We start from the raw sequence: 18,232 nt of genomic DNA on the forward strand, positions 1-18,232 counted from the left end.
AGCTGCCTGCCGGAATCGGCTGCGGGCGGATCCGATTCGGGAAGCGGCTTGCAGTAGACGCGAAGCTAATGCACTCTCAGCAAGTCGTCAACCACTGGATGGCCCAGACCGCGAACAGCGCTGCTTCGATGGGCCGGCGCCGCCAGGCGGCCACCGCCACGGTCGCGACGGCGAGCAGCTGCAGGGCGAGCCAGGCGAGGGGCTGGCCGAGGACGACCGGGCCGGCCACCTTGCCCGCGACGACGAGCAGGAAGAACAGGTAGGCGAGGGTGCCGGCGACGGTGGCCGCGGCGAGCCCGGCCGGCAGCCACGCCCTGCGCCTGACCACGCCCGCGACCAGCGCGCCCAGCAGCAGCGCCGCGGTCACCAGCCGCGCCCAGGTCGTGTCCCACCAGCCGCGCGGCGCGCTGTCGACGATCGCCGCCTCCGCGGGGAGCGCGACGCCCGGCGCCTCGACGGCCGGGTCGGCGATCCAGGCGGCCTCGAAATCCCCGTAGCCGGCCGGGAGGAGCGGCAGCCGGTCGAAGCCGCCGTTCTCGGTGCGGTGCAGGTCGTGGTTGGTGCCGGCGACGACCCGGACGCTGTGGTGCGGGTTGCCGCCGCGGTCGAGCGCCCCGCCGATGAGCCGGCTGCTGAGCGACGGCACGGCGTCGCGGTCGAGCTCGCCCCACTGCATGAGGACCGGCTGGCGGACCCGCTCCCAGTGCGGCACCGGGTCGAAGCCGGCCTCGGCGAAGAGGCCGAGGTCGATCGTCGCGCGCACCACGCTGGTCTGCATGAGCCGGGGCAGCGGGCCGCGGACGCCGGCGTGGCGCAGGTACTGCCCGTACGCCCACGCCGTCTCCTCCGCCGGTGTCGTGCCGACCGCGCCGACGGTGATGATGAACGTGACGTCGGTCGAGCGGTTCGCGGCGATCGGGGCGACGAACGCGCCCTCCGACAGCCCCCACAGCCCGGTCTTCTCGGGATCGACGTCCGGCCGGGCACGCAGCAGGCGCAGCCCGGCGAGCGCGTCGTCGGCCAGCACCGAGTAGTCGCGGTGCATCAGGGAGTACCCGGTGCTGCGCTTGTCGTAGGTGAGCGTCACGATGCCGTGCCGCGCGTACGCCTCGGCCTCCGCCCGCAGGTAGCCGCGGCCCCGGCTGCCGGCGCCCTCCAGCAGCACGACGGCCGGTTTCCTGGCATCCCCGGCGGTGGGCGCGAGCACGGTGCCGTGCAGCGTGACGCCGCCGTTGCCGGTGAACGTCACCTCGGTCGCGGTGAGGCCCTCGGGTGCGGCTTGTGCCGGCGTTCCCACGGTCAGGGGTGCCGCCACCAGCACCGCCGCCGCGACCGCCATCATGATCCTTCGCATGCCGCTCAGCCTGGCCGTGGCGGGGCAGGCCGGCCCAGGGCGGCGACACCCCAGTGCATTCAGGTGTCCGCACCCTGTCCGGCCCGCCCCGGCGCCGCCTACCGTCGGTGCCGTGAACCACTTTCGTGATCGATTGGCCGAGCTGCGCCGGCTCACGGTGGGCGCGGCCGTCGGACTGCCCGCCCCGGTGCTGCTGGTTTCGTTTGCGGCGTCTGTACCGGCGAGCCTCGCCGCCGGAGCGGGAGTGCTCCTGTTCGCGGCCGCGCTGTGGGCCTGCCGCAAGCTGGCAGGCGTGCAGCGCAGGGCCGCGGCGGTGCCCGCCCCGTACGTGCCGCTCGCCGGCGGGCCGCTGGCGCGGCTGCGGACCGTGGTGCGTGACCCGGCGACGTGGCGGGACCTGCTGTGGCTGCCGTGCCAGTTCGTGGCCGGCGTCGGCGGCTTCGTGATCGCCGTCGCGCTGTGGCTCGCCGCCGTCCAGTGCGTGACCGCGCCCGCGCTGCGCGCCCTGCTGCCGTCGCCGACGGGCTACGACCCGGCGGTGCTGGAGTGGACCGGCCGCTCGGGACCGCTGACCTGGATCCTGGTGCCGGTCGGCGCCGGCCTCACGGCTGTCGCGGTGTGGCTGCCGCGCCACCTGGTCCGGGCCCAGGATGCGCTGGCCCGGGCGCTGCTCGCGCCCACGTCCGCGGCCCGGCTGGCGGCCCGCGTCGACCGGCTCACCACGACCAGGGCGGCCGCCGTCGACGCGTCCGCCGCCGAGCTGCGCCGCATCGAACGCGACCTGCACGACGGCGCCCAGGCCCGGCTGGTCCTGCTCGCCATGCACCTCGGCGTCGCGTCGGACGTCATCGACGACGACCCGGCGGTGGCGAAGGCCCTGCTGGCCGAGGCCCGGACCGGCGCCGGCGCCGCGCTCACCGAGCTGCGCGGCCTGGTCCGCGGCATCCACCCGCCCGTCCTCGCCGACCGGGGCCTTGCCGCCGCCGTGCACGCGCTCGTGCTGGGCAGCGCGGTGACCGTACAGCTGGACCTGCGGCTGAAGCGGCGGCTGGCGGCGCCCGTCGAGGCCGCCGCCTACTTCGCCACCGCCGAGGCGCTGGGCAACGCGATCCGGCACAGCGGCGCCGGCGAGATCCGGATCGCGCTCGTGGACGCGGGCGACGCGGTACACATCACGGTGCGCGACAACGGCGGCGGCGGCGCCGACCCGTCCCGGGGCACCGGCCTGCTCGGCATCCAGCGCCGCCTGTCCGCGTTCGACGGCACCCTGCACGTCAGCAGCCCATCGGGCGGCCCGACCGTGCTGGAGATGTCACTGCCGTGCGAGTCTTGACCGTGCGCGTCTTGATCGTCGAGGACCAGGTACTGCTGCGGGACGGGCTGACCCGGATGCTGACCGCGTACGGGTTCGACGTCACCACCACCGACCCCGACGGCGCGGGCCTCGCCGACCGGATCGTCGCCGCCGCCCCGGACGTCGCGGTGGTGGACGTCCGCCTGCCGCCGACCTTCACCGACGAGGGGCTGCGCGCCGCCGTCGCCGCCCGCCGCGCGGTGCCCGGCCTGCCGGTGCTCGTCCTGTCCCAGTACGTCGAGCGCCTCTACGCCCGCGACCTCCTCGCCGACCGGTCCGGCGCCGTCGGCTACCTGCTGAAGGACCGGGTCGCCGAGGTCCGCGAGTTCGTCGACGCCGTCCGCCGCGTCGCCGCCGGCGGCACGGTCATGGACCCGGAGGTCGTCGCGCAGCTGATCCACCAGCCGTCCACGCTCGACGGCCTCACCGGCCGCGAGGCCGAGGTCCTCCGCCTTATGGCCGAGGGCCACTCCAACGCCGCCATCGCCGCCCGCCTCGTCATCGCGGAGAAGTCGGTCAACAACCTGATCAACTCCCTCTTCGCGAAGCTCGGCCTGCCCCCGTCCGGCGACCACCACCGCCGCGTCCTCGCCGTCCTCAGCTACCTCGACCACCGCTGACCCGTCGTGAGCAGGCTGCATAATGCTCGGCATGGTGAAGTTCCGGGGTGCTGTACTGGGTGACGTGCCGGCGCTGGTGGAGTTGGTGCAGCGCGCGTACCGCGGGGACAGCAGCCGCGAAGGGTGGACGACCGAGGCGGACCTCCTCGAAGGCCAGCGGGCCGACCCGGAGATGGTCGCGGCGGCGATCGGCACCAGCTTCGTCCTGGTGGCGGAGGACGAGCGGGGCGTCGTCGGGTGCTGCCAGCTGGAGCGCCGCGACGGGTACGTCTACTTCGGCATGTTCGCCGTCGACCCCCGCCAGCAGGGCAACGGGCTCGGCCGGGCGGTCCTCGAGGAGGCCGAGCGGCGGTCCCGGGACGAGTGGGCAGCCGGCGAGCTGCGGATGACGGTGATCGTCCAGCGGGACGACCTCATCGCCTGGTACGAGCGGCGCGGCTTCGCCCGGACCGGCGAGCTGTCACCGTTCCCGTACGGCGACGAGCGCTTCGGCCGCCCGCTGCGCGACGACCTGCAGTTCGAGACCCTGACGAAGAAACTAGGTTAAGCGGATCCCGCGGCCGAGGTACGCCTCGGCGATCAGGGTCGTCCACTGGTAGACGGCGTCCTCGTTGGGGGCGAGCGGCCCAGGCACGAAGTGCGGCGAGGCCAGGCCGCGCTGGACCGACTCGCACGCGGCCCAGTCCTGCCGGTTCGTCAGGTCCCAGAAGTCGACGGCGTACGCCGTCTCGGTGAACCCCTCCGGGAAGAACCAGCTGCACTCGATCGTCGTCTGCCCCGGCTCGACGGGCGTCAGCCGGTGCGTCATCACGTAGTCCGGGTGCGCCGACACCAGCAGGTTGGGGAAGAGCCCCACGTACAGCACCGTGCGGCGCGGCGCGTCGGGGATGAAGTGCCCGGGCCCGCTGCCGTCGAACGACATGGTGGTCGCGTGCGGCCGCAGGTCCATCGAGCCCCCGACCCACGCCCCCGGCAACGCCCAGTTGTCCCCCGACGTGGGCGGCGACACCTTGCACAGCTCGGGGTGGATCAGCGGGCAGTGGTAGCACTCGTGATAGTTGTCGATCATCACCTTCCAGTTGGCGGCCACCCGGTATTCGTGCCTGGCACCCAGTTGGAGTTTGCCCATCCCGTACGGACGCAGCAACCGATCCAGGTCCCCCAGGTGCTCGCCGAACGGCTCCGCGCGGGCGCCCGCGTTGACGAACAGCCACCCCTCCCACTCGGCGGCGGGCAGCTCGATCAGGCCGAGCTCGCCGGCGTCGACCGCCCCCATCCCGGGCGCGGTCGCGAGTTTCCCGTCGAGCCGGAACGCCCACCCGTGATACGGGCACACGGCCGACGGCCGCCCGTTCGACGCCCCGTCCGGCAGCAGCTCGTGCGCCCGGTGCCGGCACACGTTGGCGAACGCGCGGACGGCCCCGGCCGGGAAGGTCAGCAGCACCCCGACGTCGCCGACGGTGACCGCCCGCTGCGTGCACCCTTCCCGCAGCTCGTCGACCCGCCCCACGCACGTCCACCCGTCCGCGAACAGGTGCCGCCGCTCCCACGCCAGCACCGCGGGGTCGGTGTACGCCGCCGCGGGCAGCATCCGCGACGACCCGAACGGCAACAACGCGGCCTCAACGGCCCCCCGCTCCACCGGCGCTTCCATCCCCCCATCATGACCCGCCCCACGCCGAAGGGGAACGCGCCGGCATCGGTCCATCGAGGGCCGCGCGTTGCCGTGAAGGTGGCGAACAGCCAGCCTCCCACCTGGCTCGATCGTGTCGGAGACGTGGCGGCGCGGTTGCTACAGTCGTGCGCTCGACGAGCCCGTCCTCGAGATGCAGCGAGGTGTCGATCGTGCCTGACGCGTTCCGGCCGTACACGCCGCAGTACGGGCCGAACCCGGCGGCGGATCCGAGCTGGCGGATCCGGCAGAGCTGGTGGCTGCTGCTGCCGATCCTCGGCCACAGCTGCGCCGGCGGCGCCGGGTTTTTCTACATCGGGTTGCGCGCCAGACGGCCGGCCTGGTGGCTCCCCGGGATCGCGTACTCGGTGCTCGGCTGGGCCGATTTCCTGTTCATCCTCGTCTCCTCGCAAGAGCAGCCCTCCGCCGCCGCCTACTGGGCCTTGGGGGCGTTGCTGGTGCTCTGGTTCGTCTGCGTGGTGCACGCCTGCCTGATCAACTCGGCGTGGCTGCAGTGGCGGGCGGGCTATGTCCCCTGGTACGCCGAGCCGTCCGCCCCGCCGCCGACCTGGCGGCAGCCGGCGCCCACAGCCGGCTTCACCTCGTCGTCCGCCTACTCCGACCCGGTGCCGCCCGCATTCAGCCAAGCGCCGCCCGCCGTCGCGTTGAGGAAGGGGGCGCCTGCCGTCGTGGACGTGAACACCGTCTCCGCGGCGGACCTGGCCCGGCTGCCCGGGTTCGACCTGGACCGGGTGCGCCGGACCGTCGCCGAGCGCGGGCGGCGCGCCGGGTTCGCGAGCGTGGAGGAGTTCGCGTCCGCCGCCGGCCTGGCGCCGCACGAGTTCGCTCCGCTGCGGGACCGGCTGACCTGCACGCCGCCGAGGATGCCCTGGCAGCGGCCGCCGGAGGGCCGGGTGCTGGATGTCTGAGCTCGACACGCTGGACACCCTCCTCGCCGGCCTCGGGCAGCGGCGGCGTGGAGAATCGGGGTCGTGCACGACCTGAGACATGACTCCCACCGGGACGCGCTGCACTGGGTGGACGGGGCGCGGCTGATGCGGTGGCAGCCGGGCGGCGAGCCGGTCGACGTGACCCCGCCGGGCGTCAGCGTCGGCGGTGGGGCGCACGTGCACGGCGGCGGCGACTTCGTGGTCACGCCGGACGCGATCTGGTGCGCCACGCCGGACGGCCTGTTCCGCGGCTCGACGCTGGTCGCGGAGGGGGCGTTCGGCGACCTCGCGCTCGGCGACGGTGAGCTCCTCGCCGTCCGGGAGGACGCGACCGGCGACGCGCTCGTGGCGGTCCCGCTCGACGGAGGTTCGTTACGGGTCCTGGCCGAGGCCGCGGGGTTCTTCGGGGCGCCGCGGCCGGCGGGCGGCATGCTCGCCTGGACGTGGTGGAGCGCGAAGGACATGCCGTGGGACGCGGGCGAGGTGTGGGTCGCCGGCTACGAGCCCGGCGGCGACATCGGCGACCCGATGCGCGTCGCGGGCGGCGGGGACGAGGCGGCGACCGAGCCGCGCTGGGGCCCCGACGGGATGCTGTACTTCATGTCCGACCGGACCGGCTGGTGGAACCTGTACCGCCACGACGGCACGGCCATCGCCCCTATGCCCGCCGACTGCGCCGCGCCGCCGTGGGAGCTGGGCAACGCGTCGTACTGCTTCCTCGACGACGGCCGGATCGCCATGCTCGTGCGCGAGGGCCCCACTCACCGGCTGCTGCTCGACGGCTCGGCCGTTCCCCTCCCGTACACCATGATCAAACCCTCCTTGACGGCGTGGGGCTCCTCAGTGGCCCTGGTCGGCTCGGAATCGACGCTCGGGCAGCAGCTCGCGATCGTGAACCCGGCTGGCTCTTTCCGCAGGGTCGTCGCGTCCGCCGCTGCCCCTGCCCCCTCGCGTATCCCCGTGCCGGTCGACGGCGACCGGTTGCTGGTGGCGCTGGTGTACGGCGCGGCCGGCGCTCCCACGGTCGTGCGCGTGCCCGCGGGCCCGCCAGATCTCGACCAGGTGCGGCGCTTCAACGAGCACGGCTTCACGGTCGTCGACATCGAGGACTTCGCCGACGCCGCGGACTGCCGCACGGTGGCGTCACACCTGATCGACTCCGGCCTCGCGACACAGGTCTTCATCCACGGCGAGGGCAGCGGCGGGCCGACGGCCCTGGAGGCGGCGGGCGGCCCGTTCACCGCCGCGGCCGTCACCCCACCCGCCCCAGCGCCGCGTTTCCTCCGCCCCCTGGCTCGCCCGCCCGTCGACGCCGGCGCCCCGGTGCACCTCATCGGCGATGACTTCGCCGAAACGATCCGGTTCTTCGAACTCCATCGGGCTCGTTGACACTCCACTCGCGTTGACAGATAGCTTCGTGAAAGCGAAGCTATCTGTCATGGAGTTGGTGACGGTCGGGGACGCGGCCGCTCGACTCGGCGTGTCCACCCGCCAGGTGCAGCACCTCGTCGCGGCCGGCGTGCTGCGGTCCCTCGCGCGTGGCGTCATAGACGCGATGTCGGTCGAGCGGTATCTGGCGAGCCGGGGCAGCTACCGGTGGCGGGCCTGGTCGAGCCCGACCTCCTGGGGCGCCGTCGCGCTGCTGTCCGGCCACGACGCCGGCTGGGTCGGCACCGCCCAGCGGTCCCGCCTGCGCAGGCAGCTCCACGCGATGACCGCCGAAGAGCTGGTCGGACGCGCCCGCGGGAGGGCGGTCGCCTCGCGGTACACCGGCCACACCAGCACCGCGGGCAGGCTCCGCGGGCAGGTGGTGGACACCTCCCGGGCGGCCGAGGCGCTCGGCCTGACCGCGACAGCGTCCGTCGACGGCTATGTCGCCGCCGCCGAGCTCGACGCGATCGCCGCCCGCCACGGCCTGATCCCCGACGAGGCCGGACCGTTCACGCTGCGGGCCACCGGCATGCCGCTCGACGTCGTCGCCCAGCTGGCGAGCGCCGGGCCGGTGCTGGCGGCGCTGGACCTCGCGGAGTCCCTCGACGTCCGCGAGCGCCGCACCGGCCTTGACGCCCTCACCAGCGCACTGGCCCGGTTCCGTGACTGACCGCCAGACCATCGACATTCCCGGCCCGCGCGGCGGCTGGCTGCCGCCGTGGCCCAACGTCGCCGAGATCGAGGCGATCCTCCCGCACGAGCACTGGACGCTCGTCGGCGGCCTGATGACGCAGCTGCACTGCATGCACCATGGACTCGATGTCGTGCGCGCCACCAACGACGTCGACATCGTCCTGCACATCGAAACCACCCGAGGGGTCGCCGCGGCGGCAGCCTCCGCGCTGGAGTCTCTCGGGTACGAACTGGCGCCCCCGACCGACCCACGGGTCGCGATCGCGCACCGTTTCCGGCGCGGAACCGCCACGGTCGACCTGCTGAGCAGCACGCCGGACCAGGTCGACGTCCTCATCGCGGACCATCCCGCGCCCAGGGTCGTCGAGAAGCTGCGCGGCCGGACGATGGTGGCGATCGAGGGCGGCACGCAGGCGCTGCGCCGCACGGTCAACGCCCGGCTCCCGATCACCCCCGACCGGGTCACGACCGTCAGCATCCCGTCGGCGTTCGGCGCTCTGGTACTGAAGGCCGCCGCGTACCAGACGGACACCCGCGACCGGGACCGGCACCTGTCCGACGCGGCCGCGCTGCTGTGCTGCCTGGAGGATCCGTACGCGGACCGGGAGAGCTTCACCGGCTCGGACCGGCGCCGGGTCGAGGTGCTGCGGAAGGCACTGCCGGACAGCCACCCGGCGTGGCGCGCGCTGGGCGGCGACGTCCGCGGACAGGGCCAGGCGGCGCTGAGGCTTCTGACCGCTGGGTGACCGTCAGGTTCGCGTTGGCGTGTCCGTCTGTTGGCGCCGTCGCCTGCTCGGTGCCAGACCAGGCTGATCAGGATCGCCGCCTTCGTGCGCTGGGAAAAGTGTCGTACCTCGTGGATAGGCTCGGTTGCATCGACGTGGAGTTGGAGGGAGGGGCGCATGGCTTCGGACTTCGAGGAGCTCGCCGCCTTCCTCCGGCGGCCCGGGGTCGGTGAGTATCCGGTCGACGAGGTGCGGGAGTCCGTCTGCGGGTCGTGCGGCGGCGGGCGGTTCGAGGTGCGGGTGATGGACACGGCGAAGGCCGCCCGGCGGACGTGTCTGGGGTGCGGGCAGCACGCGTTCATCGCCGACAGCGTCGAATACTGGGACGAGGACGACGAGGTGCAGGTGGTCTGCGCCTGCGTGTGCGGCGAGGAGGAGTTCGCGGCGGCGGTCGGGTTCTCGCTGCGTGAGGACGACGACGTGCGCTGGATCTGCGTCGGGCTGCGGTGCCTCGCGTGCGGCCGGCCCGGCATCTACGAGGAGTGGCTGATCAAGTGGGGGCCCAGCAACTACCTCCTGGACCACGCATGAGGTCGTGTCCGAGAAATCACCCTGGTCGCGGCGGCCAGGAGGGAATCGGTCCGTGGTGGGCGAGGTTGTCGGCGGTATGACGACGATCGGGTTCATCGGAAGTGGGTTCATCGGCGGGACGGTGGCTCGGCTGGCGGTCGCGGCCGGGTATGACGTGGTGGTGAGCAACTCGCGGGGGCCGGAGACGCTGCAGGATCTCGTCGCCGAGCTCGGGCCGCGGGCACGGGCGGCCACGTCGGCCGACGCGGCGGCCGCCGGGGACATCGTGGTGGTGAGCGTGCCGTTCAAGGCCTTCGACAAGGTGCCGGCGGAGCCGCTCAAGGGCAAGGCCGTCATCGACACCAACAACTACTACCCGCAGCGCGACGGCTCGTTCGCCGAGCTGGACAACGCCGACACGACCAGCAGCGAGCTGCTGCAGCGGCACCTGGACGGCGCCCACGTTGTGAAGGTGTTCAACAACATCTACTTCAAGCACCTCGGCTCGCTCGCCCGGCCCGGCCAGGCCGACGACCGCAGCGCGCTGCCGATCGCCGGCGACGACGAGACCGCGAAGCGGGCCGTGGTCGAGTTCCTGGACACCATCGGCTACGACGCCGTCGACGTCGGGAAGCTCGCGGACGGGTGGCGGTTCCAGCCGGACACCCCCGCGTATGGGCCGCCGTATGGCACGTTCGACGACCCGGTCGGCCACCAGGCCACCGCGGACCAGCTGCGGACGGCGGTCGCCCAGGCCAAGCGCTGACCACCCGACACGGACGCCCCGGCCGGCCACCAGGGCAGCGCCGAGCGGGGCGCGGCCAGCCGTCGGGCCCCGCGCCGACCGGAGGTTCGGGTGGCTACCGAGCGCCGCGCCACCACAGGGCCGCGCCAACGACCCGTCGAGCAGGGCCGCCGCCGACAGCCGGACACGGACGACCTGGCCGGCTGTCCAGGGCGGGGCCGATCGGCGCGTAACGGGTGGCGGTCGAGCGCTGACGAGCACACACGGGCCACCGGACCGCCGCGCCGCGCGGGCAAGCGAGCCGTGACGGCCGGCCGGCCGCGGGCCCCACAGGCAAGCCGAGCCGTGACGGCGGGCCGCGGGCTACCGCGCCGCGCGGGCCGGCCGCCGTCGGGCAGATTGAGCGGTGATGACCAGGCGCGGCTCGGCCGGGCGCCAGGGCAAGCGTCGAGCCGGCCGGGGCTGGTGACCGGATACGGTGGAGCGATGGACACGCTGGCGCGGTTGGGTGACGAGTACTTCCGGCTGCACTTCGCGGCTGAGCCGTTCGCGGCCACCGTGTTCGGCGTGGACGGGCACGACGCCGACGTCCCCGATCCCGGCAGGGCCGCGGCCGGCCGGCACCGGGCCGCGCTCCAGCAGGTCGAAGCGGAGCTCAAGACCGTCGAGACGGCCGGGCTCAGCACGCAGGAGAAGATCAGCCACACGATCCTGGGCCGGCTGCTGCGGGACGAGCAGCGGATCTCCAAGGACGGCGTCAGCGAGGTGGCGGTGACGGCCAGCATCGCCGGGCCGGTCGCGCAGGTCGTTTCGACGATGCCGACGACGGGTGACGCGGCTTACCTGACCCGGCTCGCGAAACTCGGCGGCTTCTTCGACGGTTGGGTCGCGCGGTACCAGCAGGCCGCGCAGGACGGGCGGTTCCCCACGGCGCTGGGTGTGCGGCAGGCGATCGCGCAGGTCGACGCGTACCTGAGCACGCCGCTGGAGCGGGACCCGTTGCTGCAGCGCGACGTCGCGCAGACGAAGCAGGCCGCGGACCTGGTCACGGAGCACGTGCGGCCGGCGTTGCGGCGGTTCCGGACCGTGCTGGACGAGCAGCTGCTGCCGGTCGCCCGCTCAGGGGACCAGGTCGGGTTGTGTCACGTGCCCGGCGGCGCCGACGGTTACCGCACCCTGATCGCGGCGTACACCACGACCGAGCTCGGGCCGGAGGAGATCCACCAGATCGGCCTCGACCTGGTCGCGGGGCTGCGGGAGGAGTTCGCCGACCGTGGTGGGCGGGCGCTGAACGCCAGGAGCGCGGACGACGTCATCACGCGGCTCAGGGACGACCGGGAGCTGCGGTTCGACAACGCCGGGCAGATCGTCGACGCCGTCACGACGGCGCTGCGCAACGCCGAGGAGGCGGTGCCGGACTGGTTCAGGAAGTACGACACGGCGCCTTGCGTGGTGCGGGAGATGGACGCCGCCGAGGCGGAGAACTCGGTGCTCGGCTACTACGTCGCGCCCGCCGCGGACGGTTCGCGGCCCGGGGCGCACGTCGTCAACACATACCGGCCGGAGTCGCGGGCCCGGTTCGAGTACGAGGTGCTCGCGTTCCACGAGAGCGTGCCGGGGCATCACCTGCAGATCGCGGTCGCGCAGTCGCGGGCGGACCTGCCGCGGTTCCGGCGGTTCACCTACTTCGACGCGCACGGCGAGGGCTGGGGCCTGTACACGGAGCGCCTCACCGACGAGATGGGCCTGTACACGTCGGAGCTGAACCGGCTCGGCATGGTGTCGTTCGACGCGTGGCGGGCCTGCCGGCTCGTCGTGGACACCGGCATGCACCATCTCGGCTGGTCGCGGGACCGGGCGATCGCGTACATGCGCGACAACACCGCCCTGTCGGAGACCAACATCGCCAACGAGGTCGACCGGTACATCGCGATGCCGGGGCAGGCCCTCGCGTACATGCTGGGCCGGCTGCGAATCCAACAGCTGAGGGAGCGGGAGCGGGCGGCGCTCGGGCCGGCGTTCGACATCCGCGCGTTCCACCACGAGGTCCTGGCCCACGGGCCGCTGCCGCTGGACACCCTCGAGGACCTGATCACGTCCCGCTGGTAACTTTCACGCCGAAACTATTTCGGCAAGCGTTTCGGGTACGGGTCGCCCACACAACGCATTGACACGCATGGGCAACGTTGGCACGGTTCCGAAAAGGATTTCGGCAACCGGCAACGGAAGGAACCGCGCTCATGCTGCGAAGACTCGTCCTGCCCCTCGCCACCCTCGCGATACTCGCCGGCGGACTCACGGTGGCGGAGACCGCCGCGCAGGCCGCCCCCGGACAGAGCGACAACCTGGCCCGGTCGGCCACCGCCAGCGCCTCGTACACTTCGCCGTGGGAGAGCGTCGCCGCGGTCAACGACGGCATCGACCCCGCGAATTCCAACGACACCGTCAACCGGCGCTGGGGCACGTGGCCGAACACCGGCGAACAGTGGGTCCTGCTCACGTGGGCGTCGACGCAATCCATCCGCTCATCGGACATCTACTTCTTCGATGACGGCGGCGGCGTCCGTACACCCGGCAGCTGGCGCCTGCAGTCGTGGAACGGTTCGTCCTATGTGGACGTGGCCGGCGCGTCGGGCTACGCCACGGCCGTGAACCAGTACAACGCCGTGAACTTCACCCCGGTCAGCACCAGCCGGCTGCGCCTCGTCCTGCAGAGCGGCGCCGCGTCGGTCGGGGTCCTCGAGTTCCGGGCGTACAGCACCGCGATCGGCACCACGCCGCCGCCGACCAGCGGCTGGAACCCGCCGGCGAACCTCGTCACCCCGCTCAACCAGGTCTGGCAGCACGTCGAGTCGACGTATTCCAACCCGTACGGGTTCCGCAACTACGGCTGGGACCAGGTTTTCGCGAACCGGGGCAGCATCAATTACTGCGTCCGTTGGGATTCCAGCGCCCCGGTGAGCGCGGCGCTGCGCGACCAGATCCAGGCGTCGCTGGCGCGGCAGTTCAAGAAGTGGATGGACGTGATGGCCGGGCACAACGGCTGGCCGTACCAGAACGTGCCGCTGAAGGTCGTCGGCTGGGCGGTCCGCGACCGGGCCACGCTGCAGTGGTCCGACAACTCGGTCGACGTCTACGTCAACAACATCCGCGAGAACGCGCCGCAGTGCTCCGAGCCGTGCGGCCGGTTCTTCAACCAGAGCGGCAACTACCCGAACTGTCCGGGCGGCGCCTCGCACCACTACGACATGTCGCTGTGGCTGACGGCCGGCATGAACGGCGGCGCCGGCGGCGACTGGGGTCAGCGCGTCGGCAGCGAGTACTTCGTCGGCGCCCTCAACAACGACAACATCCACATCCTGCTGCACGAGATAGGCCATAGCTTCGGCCTCGACGACTTCTACGACTGGACGCCCACCGGCGTCGGCGGCTTCCTCATGAAGGCCGGCTCGGCCTCGTCGATCACCGAGTTCGACGCCTGGATGCTGCGCGACTGGTGGCGCCATCTGAAGAGCCGTTACGGGTATTGATCACCCAGCTGACGCGGGTGCCGTGCCTTCGCGGCACCCGCGTCACAGCGCCTGCAGCTTGTCGGGGTTGGCGACGTTGTAGATGCCGGCGATGCGGCCCTGGTCGTCGAGGTCGAGCGTCATGGTGCCGATGACCCGGCCGGCGCCGCGGAACACGATGCCCGGTCCGCCGTTGAATTCCACGAGGTCGACGCGCATGTCGGCGAGCTGCACCCCCTGGTACGGCTGCTGACCGAGCGTCGCGAACCACGCCGCGACCCGCTCGGCGCCGGTGACCGGGCGGGTCGCCTGGCGCACCTTGCCGCCGCCGTCGGTCCACAGGGTGACGTCCGGCGCGAGGAGCTGCATGAGCGTGTTGATGTCGCCGCCGGTCGCCGCGGCGAAGAACCGCTCGGTGACCTGGCGCTGGGCGGCCTGCCCGGCGTGGAACCGGGGGCGGCGCGCGTGCACGTGCTCGCGGGCGCGGTGCCCGACCTGCCGGACGGCGTCCTCGGAGCGCTCGACGGCGGCGGCGATCTCCGCGTACGTGAACCCGAACGCCTCCTTGAGCACGAACACGGCGCGCTCCAGCGGGCTCAGCGTCTCCAGTACCACGAGCAGCGCCATCGACAGCGACTCACCACTGTCCGTGCCCGGCTCGGTGGGGATCGGCTCCGGCAGCCACGGCCCGACGTACACCTCCCGCCGGGAGCGCGCCGACCGGAGCCGGTCCATGGCCACGTTCGTGACGATGCGGACGATGTACGGCTTGGCGTCGGCCACCTGTGAGCGGTCCACGGAGGACCACTTGAGCCACGCGTCCTGGACCGCGTCCTCGGCGTCGGACGCGCTGCCGAGGATGCGGTACGCCACGGAGAAAACCAATCGGCGATGGATTTCGAACTCGTCGGTCATCATGATCAGTACAGCACCAGGACGCCGACGACCGGAGCCATGTACATCAGCGGAAACATCACGTGTGAGTAGGACCTCGCCCGCAGGACGGTGATGACCGCCCCGGTGAAGTACAGGACGAGGCCGATGCCGGCCGCCACGCCGACGGCCGGGACGAACAGTCCGGCCAGCAGCCCCAGTACACCCGCCGCCTTCGCGACGCCGAGCCATGGCCACCACGTGGCCGGGACGCCGTAGGCCGCGAGCGGCTCGACGACCCACTTGGCCCGCATGAAGACCGACACGGCGGAGAACCCGACCCAGAGTGCTGCGGCGATGGTGATTGACGTAGTCATGACCGCGGGACGGATGCCGCGGCGCCGAACGTGACATGCGAGTGTCATCCGTCACATCACCCTGCGGAACAAGTTGCATCACCATGCAGTGTGATGCATATACTTACGGCATGTCCAAGGTGCTCACCTCTCTGCCCGTCGGTGAACGTGTCGGAATCGCCTTCTCCGGCGGCCTGGACACGTCCGTAGCTGTCGCGTGGATGCGCGAGAAGGGCGCGGTGCCCTGCACCTACACCGCGGACATCGGGCAGTACGACGAGCCCGACATCGCCTCGGTCCCCGGCCGCGCCGGCGCGTACGGCGCCGAGATCGCCCGCCTGGTCGACTGCCGCGCCGCCCTGGTCGAGGAGGGCCTGGCCGCGCTCGCCTGCGGCGCGTTCCACATCCGCTCCGGCGGCCGCACCTACTTCAACACCACCCCGCTGGGCCGCGCCGTCACCGGCACCCTGCTGGTCAACGCGATGCTCGAGGACGGCGTCCAGGTGTGGGGCGACGGCTCCACGTTCAAGGGCAACGACATCGAGCGCTTCTACCGGTACGGGCTGCTGGCGAACCCCGCGCTGCGCATCTACAAGCCGTGGCTGGACGCCGCCTTCGTCACCGAGCTCGGTGGCCGCAAGGAGATGTCCGAGTGGCTGCTCGCGCACGGCCTGCCCTACCGGGACAGCACCGAGAAGGCGTACTCCACCGACGCCAACATCTGGGGCGCCACCCACGAGGCGAAGACGCTCGAACGCCTCGACACGGGCATCGAGATCGTGGAACCCATCATGGGCGTGCGTTTCTGGGACCCCGCGGTCGAGATCGCCGCCGAGGACGTCACGATCGGCTTCGAGCAGGGCCGCCCTGTCACGATCAACGGCAAGGAGTTCGGCTCCGCCGTCGACCTCGTCCTGGAGGCCAACGCCATCGGCGGCCGCCACGGCCTGGGCATGTCCGACCAGATCGAGAACCGCATCATCGAGGCGAAGAGCCGCGGCATCTACGAGGCGCCGGGCATGGCCCTGCTCTACACCGCCTACGAGCGCCTGGTCAACGCGATCCACAACGAGGACACCGTCGCCGCGTACCACAACGAGGGCCGTCGCCTGGGACGCCTGCTGTACGAGGGCCGCTGGCTGGACCCGCAGGCCCTCATGCTCCGCGAATCCCTCCAGCGTTGGGTTGGCTCCGCGATCACCGGCGAGGTCACCATCCGCCTGCGCCGCGGCGAGGACTACTCGGTCCTCAACACCTCGGGCCCCGCGCTGAGCTACCACCCCGACAAGCTGTCCATGGAGCGCACCGAGGACTCCGCCTTCGGCCCGCTGGACCGCATCGGTCAGCTCACCATGCGCAACCTCGACATCGCCGACTCCCGCGCCAAGCTCGAGCAGTACGCCCGCATCGGCATCGTCGGCAGCGGCCAGCACCGCCAGCTCGTCTCCGCGGCCGAGCAGTCGACCCGCCTGATCGGCACCATGCCCGAGGGCGGCGCGGAGGAGATCGCCTCCCGCGGCAAGGTCGTCACGGGCGACGAGTTCCTCGACGCGGCCGCCATGGAGGCCGGCACCGACTGATCCGTCCTTACTGCGAGCGGGGACCCTTCGCGGGTCCCCGTTTTGCTGTTCACAGTCGGCGTTCTGACACATCACGGTTGTCGCTGATCGACGTCTGCACAGGTCAGGCGGCCGGAGTACAAAATCCGACCGCTTGCGCGGGCTGGCTAGCGTGCGACCGCATGCGGGGGTTTCCTGCCCCCGTGTCCGAATTGATGAGGACGTGATGTGATGCGCAGACAGATACAGGCAGTGCTGACGACCGCCGTGCTGAGCGCCGCCGCGCTCGTGCCGGCGTCGGCGGCCCACGCGGTCAGCCGCTGCAACGACCCGGTGCCGCCGCCGTCGTGCGTCGGCGAGCCGCCGGAGGGCACCGACGACTCCCCGGTCGGCACGGTGACGTTCACCAACCTGGGCACCGCGGTGCGGGCCACCGGCTGGGCGCTCGACCCCGACGGCGGCCCGCTGCAGGTGCGGGTGGCCATCGACGGCACGATCGTCGGCGGCACCACGGCCAACCTGCCCAACGGCACCAAGAACAACGGGTACGACGTCACCGTCGCCCTGCCCACGATGCCGGGCGACCACCACGTCGTGGTGTCGGTGGCCAACTGGCCGGACGGGACCACACCGGTCGCGTTGAACCGCGTCCTGGGCTTCACCGACGTGAACGTGGCCCTGCCGGGGCCGACCGACCTGCAGCTGTCGGCCGGCGTTCACTCGCTCTGGTTCAACTGGACCGACAACGCGACCACGGAGACCGGCTTCTACCTGTCGATCAGCTGGGACCAGACCGTCTGGAACGACAAGGGCCAGCCGAGCCGGGTGCAGCGGAGCAACACCTGGTTCCTGCCGGCCAACCCCGGCACCGGGCCGATGTCGCACTTCGTCGAAGGGTTCCCCGAGAACACGTACTACCTGGTCAGCGTCTACGCGGTCCAGGACGGCGGCATCCACTCGCGGGCCGCCACCGGCAACGTCCGCACCGCTGAGAGCTGAACCTCCGGCACAACAACGGCGGCACCCGGCCATCCGGGTGCCGCCTCGTGCGGTTTACGGCAGCGGCGCCTTCGGCAGAGACGGCGCGGAGTTGAACACCTGCACCCCGGCCTCGTTGTCCCCGTCGAACGGCGTCACCGGCCCCTGCCCCGCCCCGAGGCAGAAGTCGTCCCCGGCCGGGTCCGCGAACCACATGCCCACGTGCCCCAGCTCCTTGCGCACCCGCTCCTTGCCGACCAGCGTCGAGGAGAACGCCTCCTCCGCGATCACCCGCAGCTCGGTCCGCCCCTTGCCGTACTTGTCGGTGAACACGTCCCCCACGTACTCGGCCGCCCCGAACGGCGCCGCCGGCACCTCGAGCAGGAACACCGTGAACGCCGTGTTCGCCGGCCCACCGCTGACCCTGACGTCGAAGACGTCGAACCCCTTCACATCGGTCTCCAGCGCGACGCTCACGTCGACCTTGACCTTCGGCATGCACTTCGCCAGCTGCTCCGAACTGGGCGCCAGCTTGAACTTGACGACCTCGGCCTTCTTCCCGCCGGTCGACGTGTAGTTCCCGACCTTGTCCAGCTCGACGTCCCCGTACATCGCCCCATAGCCGACGAACGCCGCCGCCCCCGCGACCGCCCCGACCGTCAGCAACGCAAGCCCCTTGACCACTCCCATGACTCCGACCTCCCACTCGGCCTACACAGCGGCGCTCTTCGCCGTCGGTACCCCAGAGCACGGCCCCCGCAATGCCTCCGTTCACCACCCCCGATGTCGCGACCTCGACAACGAACCACTTGAACCAGCCGTCACTCAGCCAGCGGGGTTGTG

18 protein-coding genes are annotated in these 18,232 nt (G+C 72.0%); 13 read left to right on the forward strand and 5 right to left on the reverse strand.

Features of this window, described 5'->3' with window-relative positions; genetic code table 11:
* Positions 1–76: 76 nt before the first annotated feature.
* The gene (locus tag AB0J72_RS17710) at positions 77–1,354 is read right to left on the reverse strand and encodes a hypothetical protein (protein ID WP_363399889.1); all 1,278 of its coding nucleotides are present in this window, start codon (positions 1,352–1,354) and stop codon (positions 77–79) included.
* Positions 1,355–1,466: 112 nt separating this feature from the next.
* On the opposite strand from AB0J72_RS17710, the gene AB0J72_RS17715 reads away from it, so the two are divergent.
* Genes AB0J72_RS17715 through AB0J72_RS17725 form a run of 3 tightly spaced genes read left to right on the forward strand, consistent with a single transcriptional unit; the run spans position 1,467 to position 3,875 of the window.
* Positions 1,467–2,687 (forward strand): sensor domain-containing protein, encoded by a 1,221-nt coding sequence (locus AB0J72_RS17715; RefSeq protein ID WP_363399891.1) that lies wholly within the window; start codon positions 1,467–1,469, stop codon positions 2,685–2,687.
* A gap of 2 nt (positions 2,688–2,689) precedes the next feature.
* Positions 2,690–3,328 carry a response regulator transcription factor gene (locus AB0J72_RS17720; RefSeq protein WP_363400041.1) on the forward strand — a complete coding sequence of 213 codons (639 nt, stop codon included), beginning with the start codon at positions 2,690–2,692 and terminating at the stop codon, positions 3,326–3,328.
* A gap of 31 nt (positions 3,329–3,359) precedes the next feature.
* Entirely contained in the window at positions 3,360–3,875 is a 516-nt protein-coding gene (locus AB0J72_RS17725; protein ID WP_363399893.1) for a GNAT family N-acetyltransferase, read from the forward strand.
* Here the strand turns inward: AB0J72_RS17725 and AB0J72_RS17730 are convergent.
* Positions 3,867–4,982 (reverse strand): aromatic ring-hydroxylating dioxygenase subunit alpha, encoded by a 1,116-nt coding sequence (locus tag AB0J72_RS17730; RefSeq protein ID WP_363399895.1) that lies wholly within the window; start codon positions 4,980–4,982, stop codon positions 3,867–3,869. The two genes, AB0J72_RS17725 and AB0J72_RS17730, sit on opposite strands and share 9 nt — an antisense overlap.
* 191 nt (positions 4,983–5,173) lie before the next feature.
* Here AB0J72_RS17730 and AB0J72_RS17735 point away from each other — a divergent pair, with 191 nt between their 5' ends.
* The 8 genes from AB0J72_RS17735 (at position 5,174) to AB0J72_RS17770 (ending at position 13,644) form a co-directional block, all read left to right on the forward strand.
* A complete protein-coding gene (locus tag AB0J72_RS17735) occupies positions 5,174–5,929 on the forward strand; it encodes a helix-hairpin-helix domain-containing protein (RefSeq protein ID WP_363399896.1) in 756 nt (251 codons plus the stop codon).
* Positions 5,930–5,992: 63 nt separating this feature from the next.
* Positions 5,993–7,339, forward strand: a complete 1,347-nt coding sequence (locus AB0J72_RS17740; protein WP_363399898.1) for a S9 family peptidase — start codon at positions 5,993–5,995, stop codon at positions 7,337–7,339.
* Positions 7,340–7,388: 49 nt separating this feature from the next.
* Positions 7,389–8,051 carry a hypothetical protein gene (locus tag AB0J72_RS17745; RefSeq protein WP_363399900.1) on the forward strand — a complete coding sequence of 221 codons (663 nt, stop codon included), beginning with the start codon at positions 7,389–7,391 and terminating at the stop codon, positions 8,049–8,051.
* Complete coding sequence (locus AB0J72_RS17750; RefSeq protein ID WP_363399902.1) at positions 8,044–8,820, forward strand: hypothetical protein; 777 nt, start codon at positions 8,044–8,046, stop codon at positions 8,818–8,820. The genes AB0J72_RS17745 and AB0J72_RS17750 overlap by 8 nt, the downstream gene beginning before the upstream one ends.
* A gap of 156 nt (positions 8,821–8,976) precedes the next feature.
* On the forward strand, positions 8,977–9,390 hold the full coding sequence (locus tag AB0J72_RS17755) for a hypothetical protein (RefSeq protein ID WP_363399903.1): 414 nt from the start codon (positions 8,977–8,979) through the stop codon (positions 9,388–9,390).
* Positions 9,391–9,466: 76 nt separating this feature from the next.
* Complete coding sequence (locus tag AB0J72_RS17760; protein ID WP_363399905.1) at positions 9,467–10,135, forward strand: NAD(P)-binding domain-containing protein; 669 nt, start codon at positions 9,467–9,469, stop codon at positions 10,133–10,135.
* Positions 10,136–10,600: 465 nt separating this feature from the next.
* Positions 10,601–12,223, forward strand: a complete 1,623-nt coding sequence (locus AB0J72_RS17765; protein WP_363399907.1) for a DUF885 domain-containing protein — start codon at positions 10,601–10,603, stop codon at positions 12,221–12,223.
* Positions 12,224–12,354: 131 nt separating this feature from the next.
* Complete coding sequence (locus AB0J72_RS17770; RefSeq protein WP_363399909.1) at positions 12,355–13,644, forward strand: cellulose-binding protein; 1,290 nt, start codon at positions 12,355–12,357, stop codon at positions 13,642–13,644.
* 42 nt (positions 13,645–13,686) lie between these two features.
* On the opposite strand, the gene AB0J72_RS17775 is transcribed toward AB0J72_RS17770, so the two are convergent.
* Positions 13,687–14,541: an RNA polymerase sigma-70 factor gene (locus AB0J72_RS17775; RefSeq protein ID WP_363399911.1), complete on the reverse strand. Its 855-nt coding sequence runs from the start codon at positions 14,539–14,541 to the stop codon at positions 13,687–13,689.
* Positions 14,542–14,543: 2 nt separating this feature from the next.
* Positions 14,544–14,873 (reverse strand): DoxX family protein, encoded by a 330-nt coding sequence (locus tag AB0J72_RS17780; protein ID WP_344514894.1) that lies wholly within the window; start codon positions 14,871–14,873, stop codon positions 14,544–14,546.
* 110 nt (positions 14,874–14,983) lie between these two features.
* On the opposite strand from AB0J72_RS17780, the gene argG reads away from it, so the two are divergent.
* Together argG and AB0J72_RS17790 are read left to right on the forward strand one after the other, a co-directional pair.
* Complete coding sequence (argG, locus tag AB0J72_RS17785) at positions 14,984–16,432, forward strand: argininosuccinate synthase (RefSeq protein ID WP_363399913.1); 1,449 nt, start codon at positions 14,984–14,986, stop codon at positions 16,430–16,432.
* A 210-nt stretch (positions 16,433–16,642) separates the two neighbouring features.
* Entirely contained in the window at positions 16,643–17,410 is a 768-nt protein-coding gene (locus AB0J72_RS17790) for a hypothetical protein (protein WP_363399915.1), read from the forward strand.
* A gap of 54 nt (positions 17,411–17,464) precedes the next feature.
* On the opposite strand, the gene AB0J72_RS17795 is transcribed toward AB0J72_RS17790, so the two are convergent.
* Positions 17,465–18,079, reverse strand: a complete 615-nt coding sequence (locus tag AB0J72_RS17795) for a hypothetical protein (protein WP_363399917.1) — start codon at positions 18,077–18,079, stop codon at positions 17,465–17,467.
* Between the last annotated feature and the right edge of the window lie 153 nt (positions 18,080–18,232).

The organism is Dactylosporangium sp. NPDC049742 (assembly GCF_040674675.1).
GTDB lineage: Bacteria > Actinomycetota > Actinomycetes > Mycobacteriales > Micromonosporaceae > Dactylosporangium > Dactylosporangium maewongense.

What these genes read in the sequence shown, in the direction of transcription:
- AB0J72_RS17710 (WP_363399889.1), bottom strand. Translation starts at nt 1,354, where the DNA reads ATGCGAAGGATCATGATGGCGGTCGCGGCGGCGGTGCTGGTGGCGGCA.
- AB0J72_RS17725 (WP_363399893.1), top strand. Translation starts at nt 3,360, where the DNA reads ATGGTGAAGTTCCGGGGTGCTGTACTGGGTGACGTGCCGGCGCTGGTG.
- AB0J72_RS17730 (WP_363399895.1), bottom strand. Translation starts at nt 4,982, where the DNA reads ATGGAAGCGCCGGTGGAGCGGGGGGCCGTTGAGGCCGCGTTGTTGCCG.
- AB0J72_RS17745 (WP_363399900.1), top strand. Translation starts at nt 7,389, where the DNA reads ATGGAGTTGGTGACGGTCGGGGACGCGGCCGCTCGACTCGGCGTGTCC.
- AB0J72_RS17755 (WP_363399903.1), top strand. Translation starts at nt 8,977, where the DNA reads ATGGCTTCGGACTTCGAGGAGCTCGCCGCCTTCCTCCGGCGGCCCGGG.
- AB0J72_RS17760 (WP_363399905.1), top strand. Translation starts at nt 9,467, where the DNA reads ATGACGACGATCGGGTTCATCGGAAGTGGGTTCATCGGCGGGACGGTG.
- AB0J72_RS17765 (WP_363399907.1), top strand. Translation starts at nt 10,601, where the DNA reads ATGGACACGCTGGCGCGGTTGGGTGACGAGTACTTCCGGCTGCACTTC.
- AB0J72_RS17770 (WP_363399909.1), top strand. Translation starts at nt 12,355, where the DNA reads ATGCTGCGAAGACTCGTCCTGCCCCTCGCCACCCTCGCGATACTCGCC.
- AB0J72_RS17775 (WP_363399911.1), bottom strand. Translation starts at nt 14,541, where the DNA reads ATGATGACCGACGAGTTCGAAATCCATCGCCGATTGGTTTTCTCCGTG.
- AB0J72_RS17780 (WP_344514894.1), bottom strand. Translation starts at nt 14,873, where the DNA reads ATGACTACGTCAATCACCATCGCCGCAGCACTCTGGGTCGGGTTCTCC.
- argG (WP_363399913.1), top strand. Translation starts at nt 14,984, where the DNA reads ATGTCCAAGGTGCTCACCTCTCTGCCCGTCGGTGAACGTGTCGGAATC.
- AB0J72_RS17790 (WP_363399915.1), top strand. Translation starts at nt 16,643, where the DNA reads ATGCGCAGACAGATACAGGCAGTGCTGACGACCGCCGTGCTGAGCGCC.
- AB0J72_RS17795 (WP_363399917.1), bottom strand. Translation starts at nt 18,079, where the DNA reads ATGGGAGTGGTCAAGGGGCTTGCGTTGCTGACGGTCGGGGCGGTCGCG.